19 protein-coding genes and 1 pseudogene are annotated in these 20824 nt (G+C 73.3%); 7 read left to right on the plus strand and 13 right to left on the minus strand.

Annotated elements, in window-relative coordinates; genetic code table 11:
• Positions 1–10 precede the first annotated feature (10 nt).
• Genes ACLIYP_RS09905 through ACLIYP_RS09920 form a run of 4 tightly spaced genes read right to left on the minus strand, consistent with a single transcriptional unit; the run spans position 11 to position 3873 of the window.
• Positions 11–1219, minus strand: coding sequence for a M20/M25/M40 family metallo-hydrolase (locus tag ACLIYP_RS09905; RefSeq protein ID WP_412712762.1), 1209 nt, complete (start codon positions 1217–1219; stop codon positions 11–13).
• Complete coding sequence (locus ACLIYP_RS09910) at positions 1216–1968, minus strand: amino acid ABC transporter ATP-binding protein (protein WP_412712788.1); 753 nt, start codon at positions 1966–1968, stop codon at positions 1216–1218. The genes ACLIYP_RS09905 and ACLIYP_RS09910 overlap by 4 nt, the downstream gene beginning before the upstream one ends.
• A gap of 11 nt (positions 1969–1979) precedes the next feature.
• Positions 1980–2936, minus strand: coding sequence for an amino acid ABC transporter permease (locus ACLIYP_RS09915; protein ID WP_412712763.1), 957 nt, complete (start codon positions 2934–2936; stop codon positions 1980–1982).
• Between the two features lies 1 nt (position 2937).
• On the minus strand, positions 2938–3873 hold the full coding sequence (locus ACLIYP_RS09920) for an ABC transporter substrate-binding protein (protein WP_412712764.1): 936 nt from the start codon (positions 3871–3873) through the stop codon (positions 2938–2940).
• 237 nt (positions 3874–4110) lie between these two features.
• On the opposite strand from ACLIYP_RS09920, the gene ACLIYP_RS09925 reads away from it, so the two are divergent.
• Positions 4111–6030 carry an NAD-binding protein gene (locus ACLIYP_RS09925; protein ID WP_412712789.1) on the plus strand — a complete coding sequence of 640 codons (1920 nt, stop codon included), beginning with the start codon at positions 4111–4113 and terminating at the stop codon, positions 6028–6030.
• Positions 6031–6058: 28 nt separating this feature from the next.
• Here ACLIYP_RS09925 and ACLIYP_RS09930 read toward each other — a convergent pair whose 3' ends face one another.
• The gene (locus ACLIYP_RS09930; protein WP_412712765.1) at positions 6059–6901 is read right to left on the minus strand and encodes a class I SAM-dependent methyltransferase; all 843 of its coding nucleotides are present in this window, start codon (positions 6899–6901) and stop codon (positions 6059–6061) included.
• Between the two features lie 203 nt (positions 6902–7104).
• Here ACLIYP_RS09930 and ACLIYP_RS09935 point away from each other — a divergent pair, with 203 nt between their 5' ends.
• Complete coding sequence (locus ACLIYP_RS09935; protein WP_412712766.1) at positions 7105–7980, plus strand: SDR family oxidoreductase; 876 nt, start codon at positions 7105–7107, stop codon at positions 7978–7980.
• Here ACLIYP_RS09935 and ACLIYP_RS09940 read toward each other — a convergent pair.
• On the minus strand, positions 7922–8587 hold the full coding sequence (locus tag ACLIYP_RS09940; RefSeq protein ID WP_412712767.1) for an ATP-binding protein: 666 nt from the start codon (positions 8585–8587) through the stop codon (positions 7922–7924). The two genes, ACLIYP_RS09935 and ACLIYP_RS09940, sit on opposite strands and share 59 nt — an antisense overlap.
• 248 nt (positions 8588–8835) lie before the next feature.
• On the opposite strand from ACLIYP_RS09940, the pseudogene ACLIYP_RS09945 reads away from it, so the two are divergent.
• A pseudogene (locus ACLIYP_RS09945) lies at positions 8836–9608 on the plus strand (Scr1 family TA system antitoxin-like transcriptional regulator).
• A 12-nt stretch (positions 9609–9620) separates the two neighbouring features.
• Positions 9621–9824, plus strand: coding sequence for a DUF397 domain-containing protein (locus ACLIYP_RS09950; protein WP_412712768.1), 204 nt, complete (start codon positions 9621–9623; stop codon positions 9822–9824).
• A 30-nt stretch (positions 9825–9854) separates the two neighbouring features.
• Here the strand turns inward: ACLIYP_RS09950 and ACLIYP_RS09955 are convergent, their stop codons facing one another.
• Positions 9855–10994, minus strand: a complete 1140-nt coding sequence (locus tag ACLIYP_RS09955) for an epoxide hydrolase family protein (protein WP_412712769.1) — start codon at positions 10992–10994, stop codon at positions 9855–9857.
• A gap of 104 nt (positions 10995–11098) precedes the next feature.
• On the opposite strand from ACLIYP_RS09955, the gene ACLIYP_RS09960 reads away from it, so the two are divergent.
• Together ACLIYP_RS09960 and ACLIYP_RS09965 are read left to right on the plus strand one after the other, a co-directional pair.
• The gene (locus tag ACLIYP_RS09960; protein ID WP_412712770.1) at positions 11099–12064 is read left to right on the plus strand and encodes a helix-turn-helix transcriptional regulator; all 966 of its coding nucleotides are present in this window, start codon (positions 11099–11101) and stop codon (positions 12062–12064) included.
• 41 nt (positions 12065–12105) lie between these two features.
• A complete protein-coding gene (locus ACLIYP_RS09965) occupies positions 12106–12654 on the plus strand; it encodes an MOSC domain-containing protein (RefSeq protein ID WP_412712771.1) in 549 nt (182 codons plus the stop codon).
• Positions 12655–12673: 19 nt separating this feature from the next.
• Here ACLIYP_RS09965 and mnmA read toward each other — a convergent pair whose 3' ends face one another.
• Positions 12674–13837, minus strand: a complete 1164-nt coding sequence (gene mnmA, locus ACLIYP_RS09970; protein WP_412712772.1) for a tRNA 2-thiouridine(34) synthase MnmA — start codon at positions 13835–13837, stop codon at positions 12674–12676.
• Between the two features lie 73 nt (positions 13838–13910).
• Here mnmA and ACLIYP_RS09975 point away from each other — a divergent pair, with 73 nt between their 5' ends.
• Positions 13911–14597: an N-acetylmuramoyl-L-alanine amidase gene (locus ACLIYP_RS09975; RefSeq protein WP_412712773.1), complete on the plus strand. Its 687-nt coding sequence runs from the start codon at positions 13911–13913 to the stop codon at positions 14595–14597.
• Between the two features lie 65 nt (positions 14598–14662).
• On the opposite strand, the gene ACLIYP_RS09980 is transcribed toward ACLIYP_RS09975, so the two are convergent.
• The 5 genes from ACLIYP_RS09980 to ACLIYP_RS10000 all read right to left on the minus strand — a co-directional run bounded on the left by ACLIYP_RS09980 (position 14663) and on the right by ACLIYP_RS10000 (position 20795).
• Positions 14663–16981, minus strand: a complete 2319-nt coding sequence (locus ACLIYP_RS09980) for an ATP-binding cassette domain-containing protein (RefSeq protein WP_412712774.1) — start codon at positions 16979–16981, stop codon at positions 14663–14665.
• Between the two features lie 212 nt (positions 16982–17193).
• Entirely contained in the window at positions 17194–18363 is a 1170-nt protein-coding gene (locus ACLIYP_RS09985) for a cysteine desulfurase family protein (protein WP_412712775.1), read from the minus strand.
• Between the two features lie 135 nt (positions 18364–18498).
• A complete protein-coding gene (locus tag ACLIYP_RS09990) occupies positions 18499–18975 on the minus strand; it encodes a Dps family protein (RefSeq protein ID WP_412712776.1) in 477 nt (158 codons plus the stop codon).
• 263 nt (positions 18976–19238) lie between these two features.
• Positions 19239–20072: a thioesterase family protein gene (locus tag ACLIYP_RS09995; RefSeq protein WP_412712777.1), complete on the minus strand. Its 834-nt coding sequence runs from the start codon at positions 20070–20072 to the stop codon at positions 19239–19241.
• Between the two features lie 57 nt (positions 20073–20129).
• On the minus strand, positions 20130–20795 hold the full coding sequence (locus ACLIYP_RS10000; protein WP_245770215.1) for a trimeric intracellular cation channel family protein: 666 nt from the start codon (positions 20793–20795) through the stop codon (positions 20130–20132).
• Between the last annotated feature and the right edge of the window lie 29 nt (positions 20796–20824).

Here is a 20824-nt window from a genome sequence, read left to right on the forward strand (position 1 = left end):
GGGCGGGCCGTCAGCCGGCGCCCCCGGTGCCCAGCCGGGAGATCAGGGCGGCCAGCAGTGCGCCGCGGGGGACGACGCTGGACAGGTCGAGCCACTCGCCGGGACTGTGGTCGCCGCCGCCGACCGGCCCGAGGCCGTCCAGGACCGGCAGTCCCGTGCCGGCCGCGAAGTTGGCGTCGGCGACGCCCCCGGTCGCGGCGGCGCCCGCCCGGACGCCGAGTTCCGCGGCCAGGGCCAGGGCCAGGTCCGCCAGGTCCGCCACCTGCGGGGTGCGTTCCAGGGGCGGGCACTCCTCCCCCTCGGCAACCTCCACCGAGGTGCCCTCCACCCAGGTGCGGGAGGCCAGCCGCGCGATCTCGCGGCGGGCGTCCCACAGGCCGTCGCGGGTGGCGGACCGCACCTCCACGTCGAGCACCGCCTCGTCGCAGACCACGTTGGTCCGCGAACCGGCCCGCACCCGGCCGACGTTGACGGTCGTGCCGCCGGGGCCGCCGCCCAGTCCCTGGACGGCGATGAGGAGGTGGGCGGCGGCCAGGGCCGCGTTGGCGCCGCGCTCCGGTTCGACGCCGCTGTGCGCGGCCCGGCCGCGCACGGTCAGGCGCAGGTCGACCACGCCCTTGCGGGCGGTGACCAGGTCGCCGTTCTCACGCGCGCACTCCAGGCAGAGGCCGAAGTCGGCCTCCTTGGCCAGGGCTTCGGTCAGGGGCCGGCTGCCGGGCGAACCGATCTCCTCGTCCGGGGTGCACAGGAAGACCAGTTCGCCCCAGTCCTCGGCGCCCAGGTCCAGCAGGGCGCCGATCGCGGCGACGCCCAGCAGCAGGCCGCCCTTGTCGTCGCAGACGCCGGGACCGTACGCGGTGCCGTCCTCGGTCCGCAGGGGGCGGGCGGCGGCCGTGCCGGCCTCGTACACGGTGTCCAGATGGGCCATCAGCAGCAGCCGTCTGCCGCCGGGTGCCCGGCCGGCCCGGCGGGCGACCAGGGCGTCGCCCAGCCGCCGGCCGTCCGGCGCGGAGCCCACCGGCACGGACCGCACCGTGAAGCCCAGTCCTCGCAGCCGCTCCGCGGCCATCGCGCCGACGGCGCCGACGCCCTCGCTGTCGTACGACCCGCTGTCGACGCCCGTCATCAGCTCCAGGTCGGCCAGGAACGCGGGGTAGCGCCTCTCCACCGCCGCGCGCAGGTGCGCGGCGGTGGGCCGGCGGTGTGCCGGGGCGCTCACAGGACCTTGGCCAGGAAGGAGCGGGTGCGCTCGCGCCGGGGCGAGGTCAGCACGTCGCGCGGGTGGCCGGACTCGACGACCACGCCGTCGTCCATGAAGACGGCGGTGTCGGCGACCTCCCGGGCGAAGCCGATCTCGTGGGTGACGACGATCATCGTCATGCCGTCCTCGGCCAGCCCGCGCATGACGTCCAGCACCTCGCCGACCAGCTCCGGGTCGAGCGCGGAGGTGGGCTCGTCGAAGAGCATCAGCTTGGGCTCCATCGCCAGCGCGCGGGCGATGGCCACGCGCTGCTGCTGGCCGCCGGAGAGCTGGGAGGGGTAGTTGCCGGCCCGGTCGCCGAGCCCGACCCGGTCCAGCAGCCTCAGGGCCCGCTCCCGGGCCGCCGCCCTGGACTCGCGCCGCACCCGCACCGGCGCCTCCATGACGTTCTCCACCGCGGTCATGTGCGGGAAGAGGTTGAAGCGCTGGAAGACCATGCCGATGTCGCGGCGCTGGGCGGCGATCTCGCGCTCCTTGAGCTCGTACAGCACCGAGCCGCGGCGCCGGTACCCGATCCGCTCACCGTCCACGGTGAGGCTGCCGCCGTCCACCCGTTCCAGGTGGTTGACGCAGCGCAGGAAGGTGGACTTGCCGGAGCCGGACGGGCCGAGCAGGCAGCACACCTGCCCGGCGCCGACCTCCAGGTCGATGCCCTTGAGCACCTCGGTGCGGCCGAAGCGCTTGCGGACGCCCTCGGCGAGGACCATGGGTGCGCCGCTCACCGGTTCGCTCCCTTCACGGGCCGGACGGGCCGGCGTACGGACAGCAGTCGCCGCAGCGGGGAGTCGCCGGCGCCGGCGCCCCGCCCGTAGCGGCGCTCCAGCCAGGACTGCGGGACGCTCAGCAGCGAGACCAGCACCAGGTACCAGATCGCGGCGACCACCAGCAGCGGGATGACCTTGTAGTTCTGGGCGTAGACGTCCTGGATGTTGGACATCAGGTCGTGTCCGGCGATCACCGAGACCAGGGCGGTGGTCTTGAGCATGGTGACGGTGTCGTTGCCCATGGGCGGCACGATGACCCGCATCGCCTGGGGCAGCACGATCCGGCGCAGCGTCATGCCCGGCCGCATGCCCAGGGAGTGGGCGGCCTCGGTCTGCCCCTTGTCGATGGACTGGATGCCGCCGCGTATGACCTCCGAGGCGTAGGCGACCTCGTTGAGACCGAGCGCGAGGAGCGCGGCGATCGTCGGGGTGACCAGCTCCGAGGTGGGGGCGGAGAAGAAGGTGACGTCGGTGAACGGGATGCCGATCATCACCTGCTCGTAGAACGCGCCCATGTAGCCCCAGAAGATGATCTGCACCAGGATCGGGGTGCCGCGGAAGACCCAGACGAACAGGGATGCCAGCGAGGACAGCACCAGGTTGTCCGACAGCCGCATGACGGCGACGACGGTGCCGCCGACCAGGCCCATGACCATGGAGGCCACCGTCAGCCACACGGTGGTCCACAGTCCGCTGAACACCAGGTCGTGCAGCAGGTAGTCGCCGACGGTTGGCCAGTCGAGGTTGGGGTTCTTCGCCAGCGACCACAGGGTGCCGCCGCCCGCGGTGAGCGCGGCGGCGGCCGCCGCCCAGCGGCCCCAGTGGCGTACGGGCACGGTCCGCAGCTCCTGGACGCCCTGCTGCGCCGGCGGGTCGTGGTGGTGGGCGGTGACCGCGGTGGAGGAGGCCATGTCAGTCCACCGCCGCGTTCTTGGTGGCCTTCTCCACGCCGATGGAGCGGACGCCGTACTTGTCGAGGATCTTCCCGTAGGTGCCGTCGTCGATGAGCTGCTGGAGGGCGGCCTGGATGGCGTCGGTCAGCTCCGGCAGCCTCTTGCTGACGGCGATGCCGTTGGGCGAGGCGTTGTAACCGCCCTTCGCCTCGGGGTCGTCGACCAGGTCGAAGGTGGAGCCGTCGCCGGCGGTCTTGGCGATGTACCCGGCGGCCGGCTTGGTGATGACGGCGGCGTCGGCCTTGCCGCTGCTGAGCGCGAGCTGGGTGTCGGAGTCCTTGGGGTAGGTCTGGAGGTCGATCTTCCCCTTGCCTGCCTTCGCGCACTCCGGTCCGAGTTCCTGGACGAAGTCGGCCTGGTTGGTGGCGGCCTGGGCGGCGACCCGCAGTCCGCACAGGTCCAGTGCGGTGCGGATCCTCTCCGGGTTGCCCTCGCGCACGAGGATGCCGGTGCCGGAGACCGAGTAGTCGACGAAGTCGACCACCTTCTGGCGCTGCTTGTTGTCGGTCATGGCGGAGATGGCCACGTCGTACTTGCCCGCCTGGATCGCCGGGACGATGCCGTCGAACTTCTGGGGCGTGAAGTCGAACTCGACGCCGAGCCTGGCGCCGAGCGCCTGACCCAGGTCGTAGTCGAGGCCGGTGATCCGCGTACCGCCCTCCTTCTCGAACATCTCGAAGGGCGGATAGGGCACGTCGGAGGCGACGCGGACCTTCCCCGCCTTCCTGATCTGCTCGGGGAGCCTGTCGTGCAGCTCCGGGTCGGTCTCGACGGTGACGCCCGCGACCTTCGCCGGCCGGGTGCCTTCCGCGGTCGCCGGTTCGGCGCCACCGCCGCAGGCGGTCAGCGACGCTCCGCACAGCACGACGGCGCCGAGCGCCAGTGATCTACGCATGGATGGTCCCCTCGGTGTCCTCGAATGAGGTAACAGACGTTACACACGCTTCGAACAGATGAATAGAAGTAACGTTCATAACGAATCTGTGACGCCTCGTCCCCCGGGTGACCGCCGGACGTGGTCGAATGAGGTGTCATGGTCACCTCGCCCCCTCCACCCCCTCCCCCCGTGCCGGGGCCGGCCGTCCCGCCGCAGGACGGGCGCCGGAGCGAACCGGCCGGTCTGTCCGGCCACATGGTCGTGTGCGGCGACAACTCCCTGTCCCAGCGGCTGGTGCTCGAACTCGCCTCCGTCTACGGCCAGAAGGTCACCGTCGTCCTGCCCTCGCTGCGCGGCGGCGACCAGGGCCCGCAGATCGCCGCGCTGGTCGGCGACCGGCACCTGGACGTACGGGCGGTGGAGGCCCAGGTACCCGACGACGAGGCGCTGCGGCAGGCGGGCATCGAGCACGCCGCCGCGCTGGCGCTGACCTCCGGCGACGACCAGCTCAACATCCACACCGCGCTGCGGGCCCGCCGTATCAACCCCGAACTGCGCCTGGTCATCCGGATGTTCAACCGGACCCTGGGCCGCTATCTGGAGGACCTGCTCGACCGGACCATCGCCGCCCGCGTCCCCGGCCTGGACCAGACGGCCGTGGACGCCTCCACCACCGTCCTGTCCGACGCGGACACCGCCGCCCCCTCCATGGTGGCGGCGGCCGTGGTCGGCACCAGCAAGGTGATCCACGCCGGCGGACTGCTGCTGCGGGCCAAGGAGCGCACCGTGGGCACCGCCGACCGCCGCGATCCGCTGTGCACCCTGGCCCTGCTGCCCGACTCCCCGGACTCCGACGAGGGCGACGTCTACACCGACCCCGAGGACCACGACGGCCCCGTGCTGCTGCCCGACCCGCGCGAGCTGGAAGGGCTGCCGGACGAGCGCGGCACCGTCGTCCTGGAGGCGATCACCCGCCGCCCCGACCGGGCCGGCGCCCCCGCTCCCCGCGTGCCGCGGTTACCGGTGGGCAGCTTCTTCTCCCGGAAGCTGCGGGCCGCCCTGCTCGGGCTCACCGCGGTGGTCGTGCTGCTGGCCGCCGCGAACTGGTACGTCACCCGCGAGACGCCGCTGCACGCCGCCTACATCACCCTGCTCAACGTCATGTCCATCAACGAGCCCGAACTGGAGGGCAGCACCGGGGAGCAGATCCTGCAACTGCTGGGCGGACTGGCGGGCACCGCGCTGCTGCCGCTGATGGTCGCCGTCGTGCTGGAGAGCTACGGCACCTTCCGCCGGGCGGCCACCCTGCCGCCCCCGCCGCACGGCATCGAGAAGCACGTCGTCCTGCTGGGCCTGGGCAAGGTCGGCACCCGTGTGCTGGACCAGCTGCTGGAGCTGGGCATCCCCGTGGTGTGCATCGAGCGCGACGACGAGGCGCGCGGCATCGCCACCGCCCGTGCGCGCCGGGTGCCGACCCTGGTCGCCGACGTCACCGAGGGCGGGGTGCTGGAGGACGCGGGGATAGCGCGCAGCCGCGCCCTGCTGGCGCTGACCAGCGACAGCGGCACCAACCTGGAGGCCACGCTCTACGCCCGCCAGGTCAACCCCGGCCTGCGGGTGGTGATGCGCCTGTTCGACGACGAGTTCGCCGCCACCGTCTACCGCACGCTGCGCGACACCTACCCCGGCGCGCAGACCCGCAGCCGCAGCGTCTCGGCGCTGGCGGCACCGGCCTTCGCCGGGGCCATGATGGGCCGCCAGGTGCTGGGTGCCATCCCCGTCGGCCGCCGGGTGCTGGTCTTCGCCGCGGTGTCGGTGACGGGCAACCGGCTGCTGGAGGGCCGCACCGTCGGTGAGGCGTCCCGCCCCGGCTCCTGGCGGATCCTGGCCCTGGACACCGCCCCGCCCGACCGCCGCCGCGCCGATCTGGGCTCCCTCACCTCCGGCGCCCGCACCTACACCCTCACCGGCGACCTCGCCTGGCGGCTGCACGACGGCTATCTGATGACGGCGGGCGACCGCGTGGTGGTGGCCGCCACCCGCGAGGGCCTGGGTACCCTGCTGGCCGGCGAGGACCCGTGCGGGACGGGCGCGGACGGTGCGAGCGCGGACGGCGTGCACGGCGGGGGCGGTGCGGGTGGTGCAGGGGCGGGCAGCCCGGCCCCGGCACCGTGAACCGCGCCGCCGTCCGCCCCGGCGCGCGCTACACCGGGCTGCGCTCCGGTTCCGTCCCGCCCACCGCCCGGTCCGGCGCCGGCTGGGTGACGCGGATCTTGGACTGGCCGTGCGGGAGCCGCTCCCAGTCGTCCATGAGACGCGCCGTCAGGCCGTGGCTGGCGGCGAGGTCGGTCAGCGTCTCGGTGCGGTAGTAGAAGTCCTCGCGCAGCACGTGGTGCTCGCGGCCCTCGGTGCGGTCGAAGGTGAAGTCGAAGAAGCCGCCCGGGGCGAGGATCCGTCCCACGTTCTCCAGGCACTGGTCGATGACGTCCAGCGGGGAGTGGGAGAAGACGCTGTGGGCGTGGACGACCGTGAAGTGCCCCTCGGGCAGGAAGTCGAAGGTCAGGTCGTCGGCGATCGCCAGGTGGGGCAGTTTGTCCTGGAGCCCGTGGCGCACGACGGTCCGCTTGGCCTCGATCAGGATGTGGGGGGATATGTCGATCCCGTAGTAGTGGCCGGGCCGGAGATGGCCGATGAACAGCCGGCCGGCCCGCAGGTTGCCGCAGCCGATCTCCAGCATCCGGTCGTCCGGCCTCAGCCCGTGCTCCAGCAGGTAGTCGAACTGCATCCGCCCGATGGCCAGCCACCGCTCGTACGACGGCCTGCCGCCGACCGCCGCCTCCGGGCTGCGGGCGGCGTCGGAGGCCATCACGGCCCGGTAGTACCCGATGTGGTCGTCGCGGTACCTCGCCCGCAGCCAGGTGTCCCGGGCTGCCCGGCGCAGATGGGCGGGGACGCGTCCGGGGTGGCCGATCGCGTAGCGCACCTTGTGGGCGAGGGTGGCGCGGTTCCGGGAGAGCCTGGAGTCGGCTGGGGTCTTGGTTCCCATGGAGACCTCCGTGTCGCTCGGGGTCGGGCCGGTGGCGTCAGTATGGGCGCGGCACCTTCGCCGCACCCTCCGGCTGATCCGATCGGGTGCCCGCCGGGCGCCCCGGGCAAGCCCCCGCCCGGCGGACCGGACAAGTGCATGGGCGCCGGGGAGGCGTGGTACCCGTCCGCCCCAGGCACCCTCCCCCGGCAAGGAAGCACACCATGATCGTCGTCACCGGAGCCGCCGGACAGCTCGGCCGTCTCACCGTCGAGGCCCTCCTGGAGCGCGGCGTGCCCGCGTCCCGGGTCGTCGCAGCCGTGCGCTCGCCGGAGAAGGCCGCCGACCTCGCCCGGCGGGGCGTACGGGTGCGGGAGGCCGACTACGACCGGCCCGGCACCCTGGCCGCCGCGTTCGAGGACGCCCGGCGGGTGCTGCTGGTCTCCGGCAGCGAGGTCGGCCGCCGCGTCCCGCAGCACCGGGCCGTCATCGACGCCGCCGGGGAGGCCGGTGCGGAGCTGCTGGCCTACACCAGCGTCCTGCACGCCGACACCACCACCGTCCCCGTGGCGCCCGAGCACCGCGAGACCGAGGAGTACCTGCGCGACTCCGGCCTGCCCCACTGCCTGCTGCGCAACGGCTGGTACACCGAGAACTACGAGCAGGCCGCCCGCCAGGGTCTGAGGACCGGGGTGATCGCCGGGGCCGCCGGAGACGGCCGGATCGCGTCCGCCTCCCGCGCCGACTACGCGGCCGCGGCCGCCGCCGTCCTGGCCGACGAGGGAACCGACGGCCAGGGAGCCCACACGGACGCCGTGTACGAGCTGTCCGGCGACACCGCCTGGACCATGGCCGACTTCGCCGCCGTCCTCACCGATCTGACCGGCACCGAGGTCGTCTACCGCGACCTGTCGGCGGACGGGTACGCCAAGGCCCTCACCGGCGCCGGACTGCCCGAGGAGACGGCCCGGTTCCTCGCCGGGACGGACGCCGCCATCGCCGCGGGCCAGCTCGGCGACACCCCCGGCGAGCTCTCCCGCCTCATCGGCCGCCCCACCACCCCGCTGCGCGACACCCTCGCCGCCCTCCTCGGGACCTGACCCGCCGCCCGCCGGACGCAGTCGGCTCCCCGTCAGGCGGCGGGCACCAGGTCGGACGGGTGCGGGGCCCGCCCCGGAGCAGTTCGAACCGGACGGTCTTGCCGACCGGCCCGCCCGGTCCGGCGGGCCCGTCCCCGGCCGGGCAGTCGCCCCAGCGGTCGGCGAGCACGTCGAGGATGAGCAGCCCGCGCCCACCCTCCCGGTCGGGAGGCGGCGGGGACGAGGACGGCGCGGGCACCCCGCCGGGCCCGGCGTCCCACACGCTGACCCGCAGGACGGGATGGAGCCACCGCAGCGTCACGGCGGCGGCGTGCTCGGTGTACCTGACGGAGTCGGTGGCCGGCTCCGAGGTCAGCAGCTCGGCGCGGCCTGCCAGTTCGAGCAGTCCATGCGCGGCCAGTACGGCCCGCAGGGTCCTTCTGGCGATCCCCGGACCACGCGGGTCGCGGGGGAAGCGCAGCTCGTACTCCCAGGGCTCGGCGAACGGGATCGGCTTCGGGAACGGGGCGTGCTCAAGCGGCCCTCCGGTGAGTGTGGAGGGCTGGTCGCGCCGCCGGGCACCGGTACGCGGGCGGTGGCCTGCCGTGCGCCCTCCCGGGCGGGGCACACGGTGCGCTTCCGCTGCGCGCTCGGCGGTACGGCGCGTTGGCGGGTTTCACCGTAGAGCCGAACTCATAACGGGTGCCACCAAACCGATTGGAACGAATCAACCCTTGTTGATCGCGTGGACCGGCACGCCGGACATCGCCAGACTGTGCGCGGACAAGGAGAAGGCACATGGCACCAAGGCAGACCCCGACCATCCGCCAGCGCCGTTTCGGCGCCGAACTGCGGCGGCTGCGCGAAGAGGTCGGCATGTCCGCGGAGACCGCGGCCGGCCTGCTGGGGACGAACCGGACGATGATCTCCAACATCGAGGCGGGTCGTTTCGGCATCAGCGAGGAGCGCCTGCGTCGCCTGGCCAGCATCTACGAGTGCGCCGACCGGGCGCTCGTCGACGACCTGGCCGAGATGACCGGAGGTCGGAGGACCCACTGGTGGGAGGAGTACCGCGGCAAGGTTCCGCCGGACTTCCTCGACGTGTCCGAGGTCGAGCACTACGCGCTGCGGCTGCGCACCGTACAAACCGCCCATCTTCCGGGCCTGTTCCACACCGAAGACCACGCGAGGGCGATCTTCGAACTCCTCGTACCGCCACTGCCCCGCCTTGAGGTGGAGCTGCGCGTGGCCCACCGTCTGGCCAGACAGGCCGTGGTCACCGGCGACAGGGCGATCCCGTACGTGGCCTGATCCACGAGGCCGCCCCGAGGATGCAGTTCGGCGGCAGGGAGACCGCCCGCGCCCAGCTCAACCGGCTGCTGGAGGACGGGGAACGCGACAACGTCACCTTCCTCGTGATCCCGTTCCGGGCAGGCGGGTTCCCCATGGCCGGAGACTCCGTGCTCTACGCCGACGCGCCGAACCCGCGCCTTGATACCGTGCACATGGACTCGCCCACCGGCGCGGTATTCATCGACTCTCCAACGCAACTGGCGCATTTCCGCCGCCGGTTGGACCTGATCGAGGAAGCAGCGTTGTCGCCCGAGGCGTCGAGGGACTTCATCAGCGCGATCGTCAGAGACCTGTGAGAGGTGCCGTCCGTGTCCGAACTCGTCTGGACCAAGTCGTCCTTCTCCGAAGCGGGCGGCAACAACTGCGTGGAGGTGGCCGCAGCCGACGACGGTGACGGCATAGCCGTCCGCGAGAGCACCGACCCCGGCCGCGTCCTCACCACCGACCGCGCCGCCTTCCGCGCCCTCCTGCGGGGTGCGAAGGCCGGAGCGTTCGACCGCCTCGCGCGGTAGCCGCCCGGCACGGCCGGAGCGAGCAGGGTTTCAGCGCACCTTGCCGAAGAACAGGCGCATGTCGGCCGCCAGGGCGTCCGGCAGGTCCATCGCCGTGAAGTGGTGGCCGCCGGGGTTGTCCTCGGGCCAGTGGACGATCGTGTTGTGCCGCTCGGCGAGCCGGCGGAATCCGGGCATGCCGCTGTAGACGCCGGTGGGCACCGCCTTCTGCCCCCTGGGCCAGCCCAGACCGCCGGGTGTGTCGTACATGGGCCAGGACGAGGACCCCCACGTCCCGGTGAACCAGTACAGGCTCACGTTCGTCAGGAACAGGTCGCGGTCGATCACCTCCTCCAGCGGCTTGCCGGAGGCGTTGAACTCGTGGAACTTCTGCGCCATCCACGCCAGCGCCGCGACCGGGGAGTCGTGCCAGCCGTAGGCGAAGGTCTGCGGCGCGGCGCGCAGCAGCGCGTGGTGGTCCACACCGTTCATCCAGTCCTGCCCCTGGAGCCACTCGTACGCAGCCCGCTCCTCCCGCGTCATGCCGGGGAGGTCCTCCTCGGTGGGGAAGCCGAGCCCGCCGATGACGTAGACGCCCGCGACGCGTCCCGGGGCGGCCCTCGCCGCCTCGGGAGCGATGTACGCCCCGAGGTCTCCGCCCTGGACGCCGTAGCGGCCGTACCCGAGCCGGTCCATCAGCCCGGCCCAGATCCGTCCCACCCGGGCGGTGGTCCAGCCGGTCTCGCGCGGCGGTTCGGAGAACCCGAAACCGGGGATGGAGGGCACCACCACGTGGAACGCCCCGGACGGGTCACCACCGTGCGCGCGGGGGTCGGTGAGGTGCCCGACGAGATCGGCGAACTCCACGAAGGAGTTCGGCCAGCCGTGCGTGAGCAGGACCGGCAGTGCACCGGGCTCGGCGGACCGGATGTGCAGGAAGTGGATCTCCTGCCCGCCGATCTCGGTGGTGAACTGCGGAAAGCCGTTCAGCCGCGCCTCCTGGCCGCGCCAGTCGTAGCCTTCGCGCCAGTATTCGGCCACCTCCTCCAACCACGCCCCGGGGACGCCCCGGCTCCAGCCCTCGCCGGGCAGCACGCGGGGCAGCCGGGCCCGGGTCAGGCGGTCGCGCAGATCGTCCAGGTCCTCCTGGGGGACGTCGATGCGGAAGGGGCGGATCTCCTCGCTGCCCATGGCCTTCTCCTCGTCAGGGGGCCGGCAGCACCCCTGCCGGCCGTACCGACGCTAGACGGCATACAGGTCAGAACCTGTCCCACTTCCGGTGCATGCTGGGCGCCATGACCGACACACCGGCCAGGCTGCTGAGACTGCTGTCCCTGCTCCAGACCCCGCGTGTATGGCCGGGCAGCGAACTCGCCGCCCGTCTGGAGGTCAGCGTCCGCACCGTCCGCCGCGACGTCGACCGGCTGCGCGGACTGGGCTATCCGGTGGACGCGGCCATGGGCGCCGTGGGCGGCTACCGGCTCGCCGCGGGCAAGGCCATGCCGCCGCTGCTGCTGGACGACGAGGAGGCCGTGGCCATCGCGGTCGCCCTCAGCACCGTGGCCGGCCACCCGGTGGACGGCATCGAGGAGGCGTCGGTGCGGGCTCTGGCCAAGCTGGAGCAGGTGCTCCCGGCTCGGCTGCGGTACCGGGTCGGGACGCTGCGGACCGCCACGGTGTCCGCCCCGCCCCCGGAGGGCCCGGGCGTGGATCCGCACGGCCTCGCGGTGCTCGCCGGGGCGGCAGCCGGCCGCGAGCGTCTGCGGTTCTCCTACCGGGCGGGCGACGGCACCGAGAGCGCGCGCCTGGTCGAACCGCACCGGCTGGTGGCGGCGGGACGGCGCTGGTACCTGCTGGCGTACGACAACGGGCGCGGCGACTGGCGGATCTTCCGCATCGACCGGATCACAGACCCCCGCCCGACGGGCGTACGGGTGCCGCCGCGCGAGGTGCCCGGGCGGGACGCGGCCGCGTTCGTCACCCGCAGGCTGTTCTCCCTCTCGCCCACCTACGAGGTCCGGGCCACCCTGCGCGTCCCGGCGGACGAGGCCGTCCGGCGGCTCGGCGCCTCCCCGGACGAGGTCGAGCCGGTCGACGCCGGGAGCTGCCTGCTGCGCGGACACACCGACACCCTCCAGTGGCTGGCGGCCCGGCTGCTCATGCTGGGCTGCGATTTCGAGGTGCACGGGCCTCCCGAACTGGTGGCGCACCTGCGCGAGACCGGTGCCCGCGCCCTTCGCGCCGTGGGGAGCCCGGGTTAGGCTCCCGGCGGTACACACCACCGGCGAAGGGGGGCCGCTCCATGAGCGGGACAGGGACCGTGGTCGCGGTCAGCAGCAGCGGCGAGCACTCGTTCGGCAAGCCGAACCGGGAGAGCGTCACGCTGCTGGCCGGGCTCGGGGTGGAGGGGGACGCGCACGCCGGACGGACGGTCAAGCACCGCTCCCGCGTCGCCAAGGACCCCACCCAGCCGAACCTGCGTCAGGTCCACCTGATCCACGAGGAGCTGTTCGTCGAGGTCGGCGAGGCCGGCTTCGCCGTGAAGCCCGGCGAGCTGGGCGAGAACATCACCACCCGCGGCCTCGACCTGCTCGGCCTGCCCACCGGCACGCTGCTGCGCATCGGCGCCGAGGCGGTCGTGGAGGTCACCGGCCTGCGCAACCCGTGCTTCCAGATCGACGGCTTCCGGCGGGGCCTGCTCAAGCAGGTCGTGAGCCGCGACGAGGAGGGCCGCGTGGTGCGCAAGGCCGGGATCATGGGCGTCGTGCGGACGGGCGGCGTGGTCCGCCCCGGCGACGCGGTCGGGGTCGAACTGCCGAACGGCCCGCGCCGCCCGCTGGAGATGGTCTGACGCCTGGCCGGCAGACGGGTTACCGGCCGGCGGCCGCAGCGGCGCGGCGCTCGGTGGCGGCGATGGTGGCCGAGCCGACCACTCGGGTGCCGTCGTAGAGGACGATCGCCTGGCCCGGGGCGACACCGCGCACCGGCTCGGTGAAGGCGACGCGCAGCTCGTCGCCGTCCGGACCGCCGACGAGCTCGGCCGTCACCGGCGTCTCACCGCCGTGGGCGCGCAGCTGGGCGGTGTAGGTGCCCGGCCCGGTGGGCGGGGTGCCGCACCAGCGGGGGCGGATCGCCCTGAGGGCGACCACGTCCAGGGCGGAGGCCGGGCCGACGGTGACGGTGTTGTCCACCGGGGAGATGTCCAGCACGTAGCGCGGCTTGCCGTCGGGGGCGGGGTGGCCGATGCGCAGGCCCTTGCGCTGGCCGACGGTGAAGCCGTACGCGCCGGTGTGGGTGCCGAGCTTGTTGCCGTCCTCGTCGAGGATGTCGCCCTCGGCGGTGCCCAGGTGCCTGGCCAGGAAGCCCTGGGTGTCGCCGTCGGCGATGAAGCAGATGTCGTGGCTGTCGGGCTTCTTCGCCACCGCCAGGCCCCGGCGCTCGGCCTCGGCGCGGATCTCCTCCTTGGTGGTGGCGGTGTCGCCGAGGGGGAACATGGCGTGGGCGAGCTGCCGCTCGTCCAGCACGCCGAGCACATAGCTCTGGTCCTTGGCCATGTCGGTGGCGCGATGCAGCTCGCGGGTGCCGTCCTCCCGCAGGACGACGGTGGCGTAGTGGCCGGTGCACACCGCGTCGAAGCCCAGTGCCAGGGCCTTGTCCAGCAGCGCGGCGAACTTGATCTTCTCGTTGCAGCGCAGGCAGGGGTTGGGGGTGCGGCCGGCCTCGTACTCGGCGACGAAGTCCTCCACCACGTCCTGGCGGAAGCGCTCGGCCAGGTCCCACACGTAGAAGGGGATGCCGATGACGTCGGCGGCGCGGCGGGCGTCGCGGGAGTCCTCGACCGTGCAGCAGCCGCGGGCGCCGGTGCGGAAGGACTGCGGGTTCGCCGAGAGGGCGAGGTGGACGCCGGTGACGTCGTGGCCCGCCTCCACCGCGCGGGCGGCGGCGACGGCGGAGTCCACGCCGCCGGACATGGCGGCGAGGACGCGGAGGCGGGGGCGGGGGGCGGGGCTGGGCGCACCGGTCGTATCAGTCATGGCGCCCTCCAGGGTACGGGTCCGGGCGCGGCCCGATGGAACCGTACGGGTGTTCCCGGGCGTTGTGCTCGCCGTGAGCGAGAAAGATGCCCCCGGACACCGCCGGGCGGACGGGAAGGGGCGGCCGGTGGGCCGCCGCGCCCTGCTGGTCGGCGGCGCGGCGGCGGGGCTGGGCGCCCTCGGGTACGCGGCCCGCGACGATCTGGCCCGGACGTGGTGGAAGGTGCCGGGCGTGGACCGGCCGCGCACCGAGGGCGAGGTGGACCATCCGGGCGCGGACTGGCTGCCGGCGTCCGAGGCGAACTGGCGGCGGGCCGACCGGCCCTACGACTACACCATCGACCGGGTGGTGGTGCACGTCATCCAGGGCCCCTACGCGGTGGCCCTGAAGGTCTTCCAGGACCCGTCCCACCGCGCCGCGACGCACTACGTGGTGCGCACCTCCGACGGGAAGGTGACGCAGATGGTGCGGGAGCTGGACGTGGCGTACCACGCGGGCAACCGCGAGTTCAACGAGCGCAGCGTCGGCATCGAGCACGAGGGCTTCGTGGACCGTCCGGAGACGATCACCGACGCCACCTACCGGGCGTCGGCGGCGCTGACGGCCGGGGTATGCGACCGGTACGGCCTGCCCCGGGACCGCGAGCACATCATCGGCCACGTCGAGGTGCCCGGCACCGACCACACCGACCCCGGGCCGCACTGGGACTGGGACCGGTACATGCGGATGGTCCGGGACGTGCCGGTCCGCCAGGCGTGATCCGCCGGGTGTGAGCGGAAAGCGGCCGGCCCTCCCCGGCGGGGACGGGCCGGCCCTCCCGCTTCCTACACGCCGGTCTTCACGTCGGCCGCCACGCCGGTCCCCACGTACTCGCGCAGGTGCCGGGCGGTCAGGGTGTCGCCCTTGGCGACGAGCTCGGCCGGGGTGCCGGTGAAGACGATCCGGCCGCCGTCGTGGCCGCCGCCCGGGCCGAGGTCGATCAGCCAGTCGGCGCGGGCCATCACGGCCTGGTGGTGCTCGATGGCGATGACCGTGTTGCCCTCGTCCACCAGCCGGTCGAGCAGGGCCAGCAGCTGGTCCACGTCCGCCAGGTGGAGACCGGTGGTCGGCTCGTCCAGTACGTAGACCGCGCCCTTCTGGGCCATGTTGACGGCCAGTTTCAGGCGCTGCCGCTCGCCTCCGGAGAGGGTGTTCAGGGGCTGCCCCAGGCTGAGGTACTCCAGGCCGACGTCGACGAGGCGGCCCAGCACGGTGTGCGCCTGGCCGGAGGGGAAGAATTCGTGGGCCTCGGCCACCGACATGGCCAGGACCTCGCTGATGTCCTTGCCGCGCAGTTTGTGGGCGAGGACGCCGGGGGTGAAGCGCTTCCCCTCGCACTGCTCGCAGACCGAGACCACCCCGGCCATCATGGCGAGGTCGGTGTAGACGACGCCGGCGCCGTTGCAGGCGGGGCAGGCGCCCTCGGAGTTGGCGCTGAACAGCGCCGCCCTGACCCCGTTGGCCTTGGCGAAGGCGGTGCGGATGTGGTTCAGCAGTCCGGTGTAGGTGGCCGGATTGCTGCGGCGCGAGCCGCGGATCGGCGACTGGTCGGCCACGACGACGCCCTCCCGGCCGGGCAGCGCGCCGTGGATCAGCGAGCTCTTGCCGGAGCCGGCGACACCGGTGACCACGCAGAGCACGCCGAGCGGGATGTCGACGTCCACGTCCTTGAGGTTGTGCTGCCGCGCGCCCCTGATGGGCAGGTGCCCGTTCGGGGTGCGCACCTCCTCGCGCAGCCGGACCCGGTGCTCCAGGTAGCGGCCGGTCAGGGTGGAGGAGGCGCGCAGCCCGGCCACGTCGCCGCTGTAGCCGATCTCCCCGCCGGCCGTCCCGGCCCCGGGGCCGAGGTCGACGACGTGGTCGGCGATGGCGATGACCTCGGGTTTGTGCTCGACGACGAGAACGGTGTTGCCCTTGTCGCGCAGGCGCAGCAGCAGGTTGTTCATCCGCTGGATGTCGTGCGGGTGGAGGCCGGTGGTGGGCTCGTCGAAGACGTAGGTGACGTCGGTGAGGGAGGAGCCGAGGTGGCGGACCATCTTCACCCGCTGCGCCTCGCCGCCCGAGAGGCTGCCCGAGGTGCGGTCCAGGCTCAGGTAGCCCAGCCCGATCTCGACCAGCGAGTCCAGCAGCTGCCGCAGGCTCGCCAGCAGGGGCGCCACGGATTCGTCCCCGATGCCCGCGACGAACCCGGCCAGGTCGCTGATCTGCATCGCGGAGCACTCGGCGATGTTGACGCCGTCGATCCTCGACGAGAGGGCGGCGGCGTTCAGGCGCGCCCCGCCGCAGGCCCGGCAGTCGGCGAAGACCACGGCCCGGTCGGTGAAGGCCCGGATGTGCGGCTGCATCGACTCGCGGTCCTTGGCCAGGTAGGTGCGGCGGACCCTGGTCACCAGCCCCTCGTAGGTGGCGTTGCCCATGGCCGTCCTGACCTTGGTCGCGGGCTTGTACAGCAGGGCGTCCCACTCCTCGGGGGTGAAGTCCGCGAGCTTGGTGTCGGGGTCGTAGAAGCCGGAGCCGGCCATGATCTGCCAGGACCACGAGCCGACGGGGAACCCGGGCACGGTGATCGCGCCCTCGTTGAGGGTGCGGTCCCGGTCCACGAGCTGGTCGATGTCCATCTCGGAGACCCGCCCGAGGCCCTCGCACTCCGGGCACATGCCCTCGGCGCTGTTGAAGCTGAAGGCGGTGGAGGTGCCGATGTGCGGGGTGCCGAGCCGGCTGAAGACGATCCGCAGCATGGTGTGGGCGTCGGTGGCGGTGCCCACCGTGGAGCGGGAGTTGGCGCCCATCCGCTCCTGGTCGACGACGATGGCGGCGCTCAGGTTGTGCAGGCCGTCGACGTCGGGACGGCCCAGGCTCGGCATGAACGACTGGACGAAGGCGGTGTACGTCTCGTTGATCAGGCGCTGCGACTCCGCGGCGATGGTGCCGAAGACCAGCGATGACTTGCCGGATCCGGAGACACCGGTGAAGACCGTCAGGCGGCGTTTGGGGATGTTCAGGGAGACGTTCCGGAGGTTGTTCTCCCGGGCACCGCGCACCTGGATCGTGTCGTGGCCGTCGGCGGCGTGCGGCGGTCGGGGACTGGAGGAATCTGCGGGCATCCGGCTTTCCCTTGCTGCGAGTCGCGGTGGTGGTCGTGTCCCGGGCAGGCTGCCGGGCCGGCCCGCGCAAAGCGGTGCCGGGCGGTGGCCGGGCCGATGAATTGCGTACACTGTACTCGAACGGTCGGCCGCACGGACCGGTTTCGGACAGGGGCGCAGACGCCGATGCGGCCGGACCCGGGTCCGGCCGCATCGGTGAAGGGGGTTCGCGGTTACGACAGCCCGGCGCCGCGGGCGCGCTCCACGGCCGGGCCGATGGCGGCCGCCACCGCGTCCACGTCCGCCTTGGTGGAGGTGTGGCCCAGCGAGAAGCGCAGGGTGCCCCGGGCCAGCTCCGGGTCGGTGCCCGTGGCCAGCAGGACGTGGCTGGGCTGGGCGACGCCGGCGGTGCAGGCCGAGCCGGTGGAGCACTCGATGCCCTGGGCGTCCAGCAGGAGCAGCAGCGAGTCGCCCTCGCAGCCGGGGAAGGAGAAGTGCGCGTTGGCGGGCAGCCGCCCGGCCGGGTCGGGGTCGCCGCCCAGGACCGCGTCCGGCACGGCCTCGGTCACGGCCGCCACCAGCGCGTCCCGCAGGGCGCCGACATCACGGGCGAACCCCTCGCGCCGCTCGGCCGCCAGCCGCGCGGCGACCGCGAAGGCGGCGACGGCGGGCACGTCGAGGGTGCCGGAGCGCACGTCGCGCTCCTGGCCGCCGCCGTGCAGCAGCGGGGTGGGGGCCCACTGCCGGCCCAGCAGCAGTGCGCCGACGCCGTACGGGCCGCCGATCTTGTGGCCGCTGACCGTCATCGCGGCCAGTCCGGAGGCGGCGAAGTCCACCGGCACCTGGCCGACGGCCTGGACGGCGTCCGCGTGCATCGGAATGCCGAACTCGGCCGCCACCGCCGCCAGTTCGGCGGTGGGCTGAAGGGTGCCGATCTCGTTGTTGGCCCACATCACGGTGATCAGGGCGACGTCCTCGGGCCTGCGTACGACCGCCTCGCGCAGCGCCTCGGGGTGGACACGCCCCAGGGGGTCGACCGGCAGCCACTCCACCCGGGCGCCCTCGTGGTCGGCCAGCCAGTGGACGGCGTCGAGGACGGCGTGGTGCTCCACGGGGCTGGCCAGGACACGGGTGCGGACGGGATCGGCCGCGCGCCGGGCCCAGTACAGGCCCTTGACGGCGAGGTTGTCGGCCTCGGTGCCGCCGGAGGTGAGGACCACCTCGCTCGGCCGGGCGCCGAGGGCGGCGGCGAGGGCCTCGCGCCCCTCCTCCACCGTGCGCCGGGCCCGCCTTCCTGCCGCGTGGAGGGAGGAGGCGTTGCCGACGAGGCCGAGCTGGGCGGTCATCGCCTGCACCGCCTCCGGAAGCATCGGGGTGGTGGCGGCGTGGTCAAGGTAGGCCATGGTTAACCGATTCTACGAGCCGCCCGGGCCTGGACGGGAGCGAGGACCGGCCAGAGGGCCGGTCCTCGCTCCCGGGGCCCCGCCCCGGACGCCACGGGGCGGGGCGGGGGGCGCCTTCAGTCGGCCTCGGCGCCCTCAGTCGACCTTGTGCTCGGCCTGGAACATCCAGTGGTGCTTCTCGAGGTCGGCGATGACCGAGATGAGGATGTCCTGGGTAACCGGGTCCGGCTTCTCGGTGGCGTCCATGCGCTCGCGCATCCGGTTCACCACGGAGGCCAGCGCGCCGACCATGACCTCGACGGCCTTGTCGTCCTGGTGCCAGCCGCTCTCCACTCCGGTGACGGCGCTGCCGGAGGCGAGGGCGGAGGCGCGGCCGTCGGGGGCCAGGCCCAGGGCCGCGGCGCGTTCGGCGACGGTGTCGGAGTAGGTGCGCGCGGTCTCCACGACCTCGTCGAGCTGGAGGTGGATGGAGCGGAACCGCGGCCCGATCACGGTCCAGTGGACCTGCTTGGCCACCAGCGACAGATCGACCAGGTCCACCAGTGCGCCCTGCAGCGCCTCTCCGACGACCTTGAGGTCCTGGTCGGGCAGTGTGCTCTTCACGGCGTACATCCGTTGACCACCTTCACTTCTCTCACATGGGAGATTTGTTGCGTCTGGCGTTTTTCGTCCCTTTTCAGGCTACCCGTGAAGGGCTTCGCCACTCCCGCGCCACCGGCCCCGCCCGTCCGGTCGCGCACCGCGTTCGCGCCGGTCACAGCGGGTGCCGGGGCACTCGGGCGACGTCGTTACGTGTGCCCCGCGCCGCCCTCCGCATGCGGCCGCGGCCCCGGCCCCCTCACAGGAGGGGGCCGGGGCCGCGGCCGGGTCCGCGCTCAGGCCGGCAGGGCGCGGGCGAGCTGGCGGGACTGGGCGACGAGCCGGTCCTCGCTGTCCCAGACGTCGGCGTCCTCCTCCAGGAAGCCGCCGGCCAGGTTGCGGGTGGTGATGGACACCCGCACCGGCCCGGGGGCCGGGCGCCGGCGGACGTGGACGGTCAGCTCCACCGTCGGGACCCAGCCCGACAGGCCCAGCTCGAAGGCGGTGGGCGGCAGGGCGTCCACGGCCAGCAGCAGGGAGAGGGGGTCGTGGTCGCGGCCGTCGGCCAGCCCGAACCAGCCGCGCATCTCACCGCGCCCGCTGGGCGCGCCGACCGCCCAGCCGACGGTGGCCGGGTCCAGGCGCAGGTCGATCTGGTGGGTGATGGGCGGAACGGCGGACGGGTCCATGCCGTCCCTGGCCCCGAGGCAGCTCTCGTACGGCGGGATCTGCGGCGGCTTGGCGCTGGTGCGGACGTCGTCGGGCAGCGCGGCCAGATCCCCGTAGCTCGCCAGCACGCGGATGCGCTCGACCTCCTGCCCGTCCTCGTCCCGCTGGAGGAGGGAGGCGGCGCCGGTCGACAGGGTGCGGCCGGCGCGCACGGCGGTGGTGCGCACGGTCGCCGGGCCGGGCCGGGAGGCGGTGAGGTAGTGCGCGGTGATGGTGAAGGGGTCGGGGTGCGGCAGCGCGTCGCCGAGGGCGCGGCCGAGCAGGGCCAGCAGGTAGCCGCCGTTGACGGCGTGCCCGATGGTCCACTGGTCGGAGAGGTCGGCGCCGTAGACGCCCTCCCCCTGTGCGATGACGGCCGTGTCGCGATCGAACGCGCTGGTACCGATGGTTGCCTCGGTCATGGCAGTACACGGTACAGGCTTTTATTACCGGCTAGTAGCCAAGTCTCGGCAGCCCCCTCACGCCTCCTCCTCGCTCCCCTCGGTCCGCTGGCTGCGACGGTGCCAGGCCCTCGGCGCGCGCCAGTTGTAGCGCAGGGCCAGCAGCCGCAGGACGAAGGCGAGGGCGGCCGCCGCGCCGCTGGTCACCCCGTTCAGCTCCCCGGCCTTGATCAGCAGCGCCACCGCCGTCGCCCCGACGACGGCCGGCACCGCGTAGACCTCGCGGTCCCAGCGCAGCAGCGAGGGGACCTCGTTGGCCAGGACGTCGCGCAGCACACCGCCGCCCGCCGCCGTGGCCAGCCCCATGACGACCGAGGCGGTCAGACCGAGCCCGTAGGCGTGCGCCTTGACCGTGCCGGTGACGCAGAACAGGCCGAGCCCGGCCGCGTCGAAGACCATCACCGCCCGGTTGATCCGCTCCACCTGCGGGTGGAGGAAGAAGACCAGCACCGTGGCGGCCAGCGGGGTCAGCAGGTAGCCGAGGTCGGTGAAGGCGGCCGGGGGCACCGCCCCGATCACCAGGTCCCGGAAGAGCCCGCCGCCCAGCCCGGTGACCGAGGCGAGCAGCGCCATGCCGACGACGTCGAAGTTCTTGCGGACGGCGAGCAGCGCGCCGGAGACGGCGAAGACGAAGATCCCGGCCAGGTCGAGCCAGTGCTGGACGGAGGGGGTGAACAGATCCACCCCCCGGTTGTAACAGGTGCCGCGTACGC

This window comes from Streptomyces nanhaiensis, assembly GCF_046614825.1.
Lineage (GTDB): Bacteria > Actinomycetota > Actinomycetes > Streptomycetales > Streptomycetaceae > Streptomyces > Streptomyces radiopugnans.

Excerpts from the sequence above, each read along its gene's own strand:
- ACLIYP_RS09910 (WP_412712788.1), bottom strand. The coding sequence starts at position 1,968 with ATGGTCCTCGCCGAGGGCGTCCGCAAGCGCTTCGGCCGCACCGAGGTG.
- ACLIYP_RS09915 (WP_412712763.1), bottom strand. The coding sequence starts at position 2,936 with ATGGCCTCCTCCACCGCGGTCACCGCCCACCACCACGACCCGCCGGCG.
- ACLIYP_RS09920 (WP_412712764.1), bottom strand. The coding sequence starts at position 3,873 with ATGCGTAGATCACTGGCGCTCGGCGCCGTCGTGCTGTGCGGAGCGTCG.
- ACLIYP_RS09925 (WP_412712789.1), top strand. The coding sequence starts at position 4,111 with ATGGTCGTGTGCGGCGACAACTCCCTGTCCCAGCGGCTGGTGCTCGAA.
- ACLIYP_RS09930 (WP_412712765.1), bottom strand. The coding sequence starts at position 6,901 with ATGGGAACCAAGACCCCAGCCGACTCCAGGCTCTCCCGGAACCGCGCC.
- ACLIYP_RS09935 (WP_412712766.1), top strand. The coding sequence starts at position 7,105 with ATGATCGTCGTCACCGGAGCCGCCGGACAGCTCGGCCGTCTCACCGTC.
- ACLIYP_RS09955 (WP_412712769.1), bottom strand. The coding sequence starts at position 10,994 with ATGGGCAGCGAGGAGATCCGCCCCTTCCGCATCGACGTCCCCCAGGAG.
- ACLIYP_RS09960 (WP_412712770.1), top strand. The coding sequence starts at position 11,099 with ATGACCGACACACCGGCCAGGCTGCTGAGACTGCTGTCCCTGCTCCAG.
- ACLIYP_RS09965 (WP_412712771.1), top strand. The coding sequence starts at position 12,106 with ATGAGCGGGACAGGGACCGTGGTCGCGGTCAGCAGCAGCGGCGAGCAC.
- mnmA (WP_412712772.1), bottom strand. The coding sequence starts at position 13,837 with ATGACTGATACGACCGGTGCGCCCAGCCCCGCCCCCCGCCCCCGCCTC.
- ACLIYP_RS09980 (WP_412712774.1), bottom strand. The coding sequence starts at position 16,981 with ATGCCCGCAGATTCCTCCAGTCCCCGACCGCCGCACGCCGCCGACGGC.
- ACLIYP_RS09985 (WP_412712775.1), bottom strand. The coding sequence starts at position 18,363 with ATGGCCTACCTTGACCACGCCGCCACCACCCCGATGCTTCCGGAGGCG.
- ACLIYP_RS09990 (WP_412712776.1), bottom strand. The coding sequence starts at position 18,975 with ATGTACGCCGTGAAGAGCACACTGCCCGACCAGGACCTCAAGGTCGTC.
- ACLIYP_RS09995 (WP_412712777.1), bottom strand. The coding sequence starts at position 20,072 with ATGACCGAGGCAACCATCGGTACCAGCGCGTTCGATCGCGACACGGCC.